The organism is Kitasatospora sp. NPDC057542 (assembly GCF_042801945.1).
Classification (GTDB): domain Bacteria; phylum Actinomycetota; class Actinomycetes; order Streptomycetales; family Streptomycetaceae; genus Kitasatospora.
The window spans coordinates 1-7,175 of sequence record NZ_JBHVFE010000455.1 but is presented as its reverse complement, the minus strand read 5'-3'; the positions used below and the strand labels follow the sequence as shown (position 1 = coordinate 7,175).

At 70.1% G+C, this 7,175-nt stretch carries 2 protein-coding genes; both read left to right on the top strand.

Annotated features, from left to right (window positions below; all coding sequences use genetic code 11):
- Window positions 1-42: 42 nt before the first annotated feature.
- Entirely contained in the window at window positions 43-6,501 is a 6,459-nt protein-coding gene (locus ACFU7Y_RS36285) for an RHS repeat domain-containing protein (protein ID WP_380770906.1), read from the top strand.
- Between the two features lie 23 nt (window positions 6,502-6,524).
- The gene (locus ACFU7Y_RS36280) at window positions 6,525-7,166 is read left to right on the top strand and encodes a hypothetical protein (protein WP_380770905.1); all 642 of its coding nucleotides are present in this window, start codon (window positions 6,525-6,527) and stop codon (window positions 7,164-7,166) included.
- Window positions 7,167-7,175 lie beyond the last annotated feature (9 nt).

Here is a 7,175-nt window from a genome sequence, read left to right as displayed (position 1 = left end):
GGTCTGCCATATCCACTTCCCTTTCGAGGAGTTGTTCCACCCATGAGTAGGAAGAGGTCGGTGCCTCGGCCGGCCCGGTCCAGGGTGTCCGCGATCATCGCGGGCACGCTGGTCGGGTCGCTGCTGCCGGCACTGCCACTGGCCGCCGTCGCGGCGGCCGCGGAACCGTACGCCAAGCCCTCCGCGGTCTCACCCGAGAAGCCGGTCAAGGGCTCGGACGCCAAGACCAAGGGCCGCAAGGCCGACACCACCGTCAGCAAGACGGACGGCAAGCACGGCGCGCTGCCCGGCGCGGGCAGCGCCACCGTCGACGTGCCCGGCGAGAAGGGCAAGGCGGTCAAGGCCGGCCAGCTGCCGGTCGCGCTCTCGTCCTCGGGCACGGCGGGCAAGGCCAAGGTCGAGCTGCTCGGCCAGGACGCCGCCGCCAAGGCCGGGATCAACGGCGTACTGCTGATCGTCTCCGGCGCCGACGAGAACAGCGGCCTGGCCGTCGACTACTCGTCCTTCGCCCAGGCCGCGGGCTCCGGCTTCGGCTCTCGTCTGAAGCTGGTCCGCCTGCCCGAGTGCGCGCTCACCACGCCCGACCTGCCCGAGTGCCGGGTGCAGACCCCGCTGCCGGGCGGCAACGACCCCGCGAAGCAGACCGTGGCGGCGGACACGCTGACCACGGCCCCGGCCGGGTCGATGCGCCTGCAGTCCGCGCCGGGCGCGATGGTGCTGGCCGCCACGGCCGGTACGGCTGGCCCGAGCGGCGACTACAAGGCGACGCCGCTGTCCAGCGCGTCGAGTTGGTCGACCGCGCTGAACAGCGGATCGTTCACCTGGTCGTACGACATGCCGATCACCGCGATGCCCGGCGGGCTGACCCCGAAGGTCGGTCTGAGCTACAACTCCGGTGCGATCGACGGCCGCACGGCCAACAGCAACAACCAGGCGTCCTGGGTCGGTGACGGCTTCGACCTGTCGCCCGGCTTCGTCGAGCGCAGCTACAAGGCCTGTGCCGACGACGGCGCACCGAAGACCGGCACCTCCAATCCGGGTGACCTGTGCTGGGGCACGGACAACGCGACCATCAGCTTCGCCGGGCACTCCGGTGAGCTGATCCCGGTCTCCGGCGACGAGTGGCGGCTCAAGAACGACGACGCGACGAAGATCGTGCGCGTCCGCGACACCGCCCGGGGCAACGGCGACAACGACGGCGAGTACTTCCGCGCCACCACGCCCGACGGCACCAACTACTACTTCGGCTACAACCGCCTGCCGAACTGGTCGGCGGGCAAGCCGGAGACCAAGTCCGTCTACACCGTGCCGGTCTACGGCAACAACGCCGGCGAGCCGTGCAACGGCGCCGACTTCGCCTCGTCCTGGTGTCAGCAGGGCTGGCGGTGGAACCTGGACCTGGTGGTCGACGCCCACGGCAACGACATCACGTACTGGTACACGCCCGAGACCAACAACTACGGCCGCAACCTGAAGGCCACCGACCGCACCCCCTACATACGCGGCGGGCGCCTGGACCACATCGAGTACGGCCAGCAGCAGGGCGACCTCTACTCGGCCACCGTCAAGCCGATGGGCCGGGTCGAGTTCGGCACCGCCGAGCGCTGCCTGGAGACCGCGGCCGGCGTGTGCGACCCGGCGAAGATCGACGCCAACCGGCAGTACTGGTACGACACCCCGTGGGACCAGAACTGCGCCGACGGCACCGACTGCACCGGCAAGTACTCCCCCACCTACTTCACCCGCACCCGGCTCACCCAGGTCGTCGCCAAGACCCTGCAGGCCGACGGCAGCTACGCTGCCATCGACACCTGGGACCTGAAGCACAAGTGGGGCACCGCCGACTTCGACTACCAGCTCCTGCTGGACTCGATCCAGCACACCGGCACCTCCGCCACCCCGTCCGTCTCGCTGCCGAAGACCACCTTTGCCTACAAGCAGCTGGCCAACCGGCTCGACAAGGTCGGCGACGGCCGCATGCCGTTCATCAAGCAGCGCCTGGGCACCATCACCGACGAGTTCGGCGGCCAGATCGACGTCAACTACTCGGCGCCGGCCTGTGACTGGAACGCCCTGCCGACCCCGCAGAACAACACCACCCGCTGCTTCCCGCAGATGTACCAGGCCTCGCTGGAGAGCCCGGTGACCACGGAGTGGTTCAACAAGTACGTCGTCGAGTCGGTCATCGGCACCGACCGCACCGGCGGCGCACCCGACATGGTCACCCGCTACAGCTACCTCGGCGACGCGGCCTGGCACTTCGACGACGAGGACGGCCTGACCAAGGACAAGCTCAAGACCTGGTCCCAGTGGCGCGGCTACGCCCGCACCCGGGTGCAGACCGGCGGCGTCGCCGCCATGTCCACCCAGTCCGACCACTACTACCTGCGCGGCATGGACGGCGACCGCTCCGACCCCGCCGACAAGACGAAGAAGCGCACCGTCACCGTCGACGACGGCCAGGGCACCACGATCACCGACGACAACGCCTGGGCAGGCTTCGAGTACCGCACCGAGCAGTACGACAAGCCCGGCGGCGCGGTCCTCGGCAAGACCGTCAACACCCCCTGGAAGAAGGAGACCGCCAAGCGGGTCCGCGACTGGGGCACCACCACCGCCAACATCACCGGCATCGCCGTTACCCGCGCCTTCACCTCGCTCGACAAGGGCGCGGGCAACACCTGGCGCGAGACCAGGAGCAACACCACCCGCGACGACTACGGCCGCTCCACGGTAGTGGAGGACCTCGGCGACGTGGCGGTCGCGGGCGACGAGAAGTGCACCCGCACCACCTACGCCGACAACACGGCCGCCTGGCTGCTGTCCAGCATCATGCGCGTCGAGACCGTGGCCGTCGGCTGCGGGAGCGACGTCAGCCGGCAGACGCAGGCCGACGGCACCTCCGCCGTCCTGTCCGACAAGCGGGTGCGCTATGACGGTCAGGCGTACGGCGCCGCGCCCACCAAGGGTGACGTCACGCTCGCGCAATCGCTCAAGTCGCAGACCGGCAACAGCGCGACCTACCTGGACAACGCGTTCACGTACGACGTCTACGGACGTACGCTGACCTCCACCAACCTGGCCTCCATCACGATCTACGACACCACCGGCGCCACCGGGCCGGTCACGTCGGCCTCGCCGGACGCCCGGACCACCACCACGGCCTACACCCCGGCCACCGGCCGGCCCGCCAAGTCCGTGGTGACCAGCCCGCCCGCCAAGGCCGGCGACACCACCACCACCCAGGTCACCACGACCGACTACGAGCCGGTACGCGGCCTGACGAACGACACCGTCGACGCCAACAACCGCCGCACCGACATCCAGTACGACGCGCTCGGCCGCACCCTCAAGGTCTGGCAGCCCAACCGCTCGAAGGGCACCGGGCAGAGCCCCAACCACGAGTTCGAGTACGCTGTCACGGACGGCAAGATCATCGCGATCTCCGCCAAGACGCTGAACAGCGACGGAACCCAGCAGACCGGGTACACGCTCTACGACGGCTTCGCCCGCGTGCGGCAGACCCAGGACCCGGCGGACAACGGCGGCCGCGTGCTGACCGACACCTTCTACGACGACCGCGGCCAGGCCGCCCTCGCCTACGCCCCGTACTACGCCACCGGCGCGCCCTCGACAACGTTGCGCAACGTCGACGACACCACCGGGGTGGAGAGCCAGACCGCCACCGCCTACGACGGCCTCGGGCGGGTCGTCAGCGTCACGGCCCTCGCCGGCAACGGCGTCGGCACCCCGCTCTCCAGCACGCTCACCGAGTACGGCGGCGACCGGGTCACCATAACCCCGCCCACCGGCGGCACCCCGACCACCACCATCTCCGATGCGGCCGGCCACACCACCGAGCTGCGCCAGTACAAGTCGGCGACCCCGACCGGCGCCTACGACGCGACCAGCTACGGCTACGACCCGGCGGGCAACCTCACCAAGCTGACCGACCCGTCCGGAACGGCCTGGACCTGGCTCTACGACCAGCTCGGCCGGCAGACCAAGGCGGTCGACCCGGACAGCGGAACCACTGTCAAGGCGTACGGCAGCCGCGGCGAGCTGGCCAGCACCACCGACGGCCGCGGCAAGACGATCGCCAGCGTCTACGACAACCTCGGCCGCCTGATCGAGACCCACGGGGGCTCGGCCACCGGTCCGCTGCTGACCTCGCAGGCGTGGGACCCGTCCGGCAACAAGGGCGTGCTGTCCTCCAGCACCCGCTACAGCACCGTCGGCGGCACCACCTACCAGTACAAGACCGCCTACTCGCTGTTCGACACCCTCGGCCGGTCCACCCGGACCACCGTCACCGTCCCGTCCGTCCCCGGCCAGGAGGCCCTCGCCGGCAGCTACGTCAGCGGGAGCATCTACCGCCTCGACGGCCTGCCGCAGAGCATGACCTACCCGGCGGCCGGCAACCTGCCCGCGGAGTCCGTCTCGTTCACCTACGACGCGCTGCGCCGGCAGACCGCCGTCGAAGGCATCGGCAAGTACCTGACCAACCAGACCTTCAGCCTCACCGGCAAGCCGTTGCAGTCCACACTCAGCAACGGCACCGCCGGCAAGGAGCTGTACGTCACCAACTCCTACGAGTGGGGCACCCAGCGCCTCGCCTCCAGCCGCACCGACCAGTACGGCGTCACCGGAGCCGTTCGCGCCGCCGCCTACACCTACGACCAGGCCGGCAACGTCACCTCGGTCACGGACACCTCGCGCTCCGGCACCGACCGGCAGTGCTTCCGGTACGACTACCTGGCCCGCCTGACCGAGGCGTTCACCCCGAACGGCGCCGGCTGCCCGGACAGCCCGAACGGCGCCGCCCTCGGAGGCCCGGCCCCGTACTGGACCAGCTGGACCTACAACACCAACGGCACCCGGGCCACCGAGACCCGGCACGACGCCACCGGCAACACCGCCCAGGACGCCACCACGACCTACACCTACCCCGCCGCCACCGCGGCCCGCCCGCACACCCTGACCGGCACCAGCACCGTCACCGGTGCCAACGGCACCCCCGTACCGGAGAGCTACGACTACGACGACGCCGGCAACACCACGGGCCGGCACCTCAAGCCGTCGGGCAACCAGACCAGCGACCAGGCCCTGACCTGGGACGTGGAGGGCCGGCTCGGCAAGGTCGTCGACACCGTCACGACCACGACCGGCTCCACCACGACCGCCACCCGGAGCACCGACTACCTCTACGACGCCGGCGGCAACCGCCTGCTCGGCCACACCCTCGACTCCGCCAACCCCGCCGCCGAGAACTGGACCCTGTACCTCGGCGGCACCGAGCTCAACCTCGTCAAGGGCGCGGCGAAGCCCACCGCCACCCGCTACTACGCGCTGGGCGGTGCCACGGCCGTCCGCACCGACGACAACCGGGTGACCTTCCAGGTCGCCGACCACCACGGCACCGCCGAGGTCGGCGTCGACGCCACCACCGGCGCCGTCGCCCAGCGCCGCACCAACCCCTTCGGTGGCATCCGCGGCACCGCCCCGTCCACCTGGGCCGGCACCCGGGGCTTCCTCGGCGGCACCAGCGACACCACCGGGCTCACCCACCTCGGCGCCCGCGAGTACGACCCGGCCACCGGACGGTTCATCAGCGTCGACCCGGTGATGACCATGTCGGACCCGCAGTCGCTGGCGGCGTACACCTACGGCGACAACAACCCGCTGACCCTCAGCGACCCGACCGGGCGCAACATCCTTGAGGGCCTGTTCAACTCCATCACGGCGCTCCTGAAGGCCATCCGGGCGACCAAGAAGGAACTCGGGATCAAGCACCCGATGGACAGGACGAGCGCGCACAACAACGCGCAGGAGGTCGCCGCCGGGGAGATCAAGAAGCAGGCGTCCAAGATGGGGGCGAACAAGTTCGAGGTCCTGCAGGGCGCCTCGGTTCCCCGGGCCACTAAGAAGTGCATGGACGACCCCTCGCTGACGGACTGCAACAACGGCTTCGTCGACATCCTCGGCCACGACCCCAAGAGCGACGTCTACTACGTGTGGGAGGTCAAGTCCGCCGGTGAGGCGTCCAAGGCCGTGCCGGAGGCCGAGTGGTACGTGAAGAAGCTGCAGGAGGACGGCAAGCAGGCGGTCCTCGGGTGGAGCATCGCCGGCCCCTACGACGTGCCCGACGGCAACATCGTGGTCGGCCCGGCGGAGGGTGCGGTGATCTACGGGAAGCCGGACAATCAGAAGATGAAGCAGCACATGCCCGCTTCCGGTACGGCGCAGCAGTCGCAGGCCGCACGGGTGCCCACCGCCACTCCCGGCCCGGCGCCCGGCAAGTACCCTGGCACCGCGCACCAGCCGGGTCTGGGGACCACGCCGCTGGCCGACAGCGGGGTGAGCATGGCGCCGCTGTTGATCCCGGCCGGGGTCCTCGTCATCGCGGGAGTCGTGGCAGGTGCCCCGGTGGAGGCCGGAGCCGCTGCGGGGACGGCGACGACCGTGGCCGTGACGCAGGCGCTGTTCGACCTGGCAGCATGACAATTCCGAACGGAGGAAGAAAGATGGTGTCTCTTGACGCGTGGACCCGACAGCACGTGGCGCCCGTGGCAAAGGAGGCCGGTCTGACCCGCAAGGGCCTGGTGTACCGCCTGACCGCGGACAACGGCGACCACGCGCTGCTGGAGTTCCGGGCCCGACGCCTCGATCCGGCGATGGAGGTGTTCACGGTCAAGGCGTACATCGTGCCGGCCGCCTCCTGGGCGTGGAGCTACCGCCAGAGCTGGGAGTCCGCCAGGAAGAAGGCTCCGGACGCGTCGGCCGCCATCGTGCAGTGGGGCGTGATTCCACCGGAGCAGGCCGCCTACGAGCCCGACGACGTGAATCCGCTCAACCCGAACTGGGCGTACGGCGGACGGATCGACCCCGATGCCGCCGGCCAGGCCATGGCGGAGGTCCTTCGGGAGCACACCCTTCCGACCATGCGGCGACTGCTCGACCGTGACGAACTGTTCACGGAGATCTGCAGTCCCAGCTTCGAGTTCCACCGCGGCCGGCCGCCCGGCTGGGCCCGGATGATCCTCCGGGTCGACGAGGCATCACCGGCCGAACTGGACGAACTGGTCAGCCAGGTCGAGACGGGATATCCGGTCGCCGACGAGTTCATCGCCTGGGCCCGGACCCGGGCCGCCGAACACAACGGATGACCAACGAGC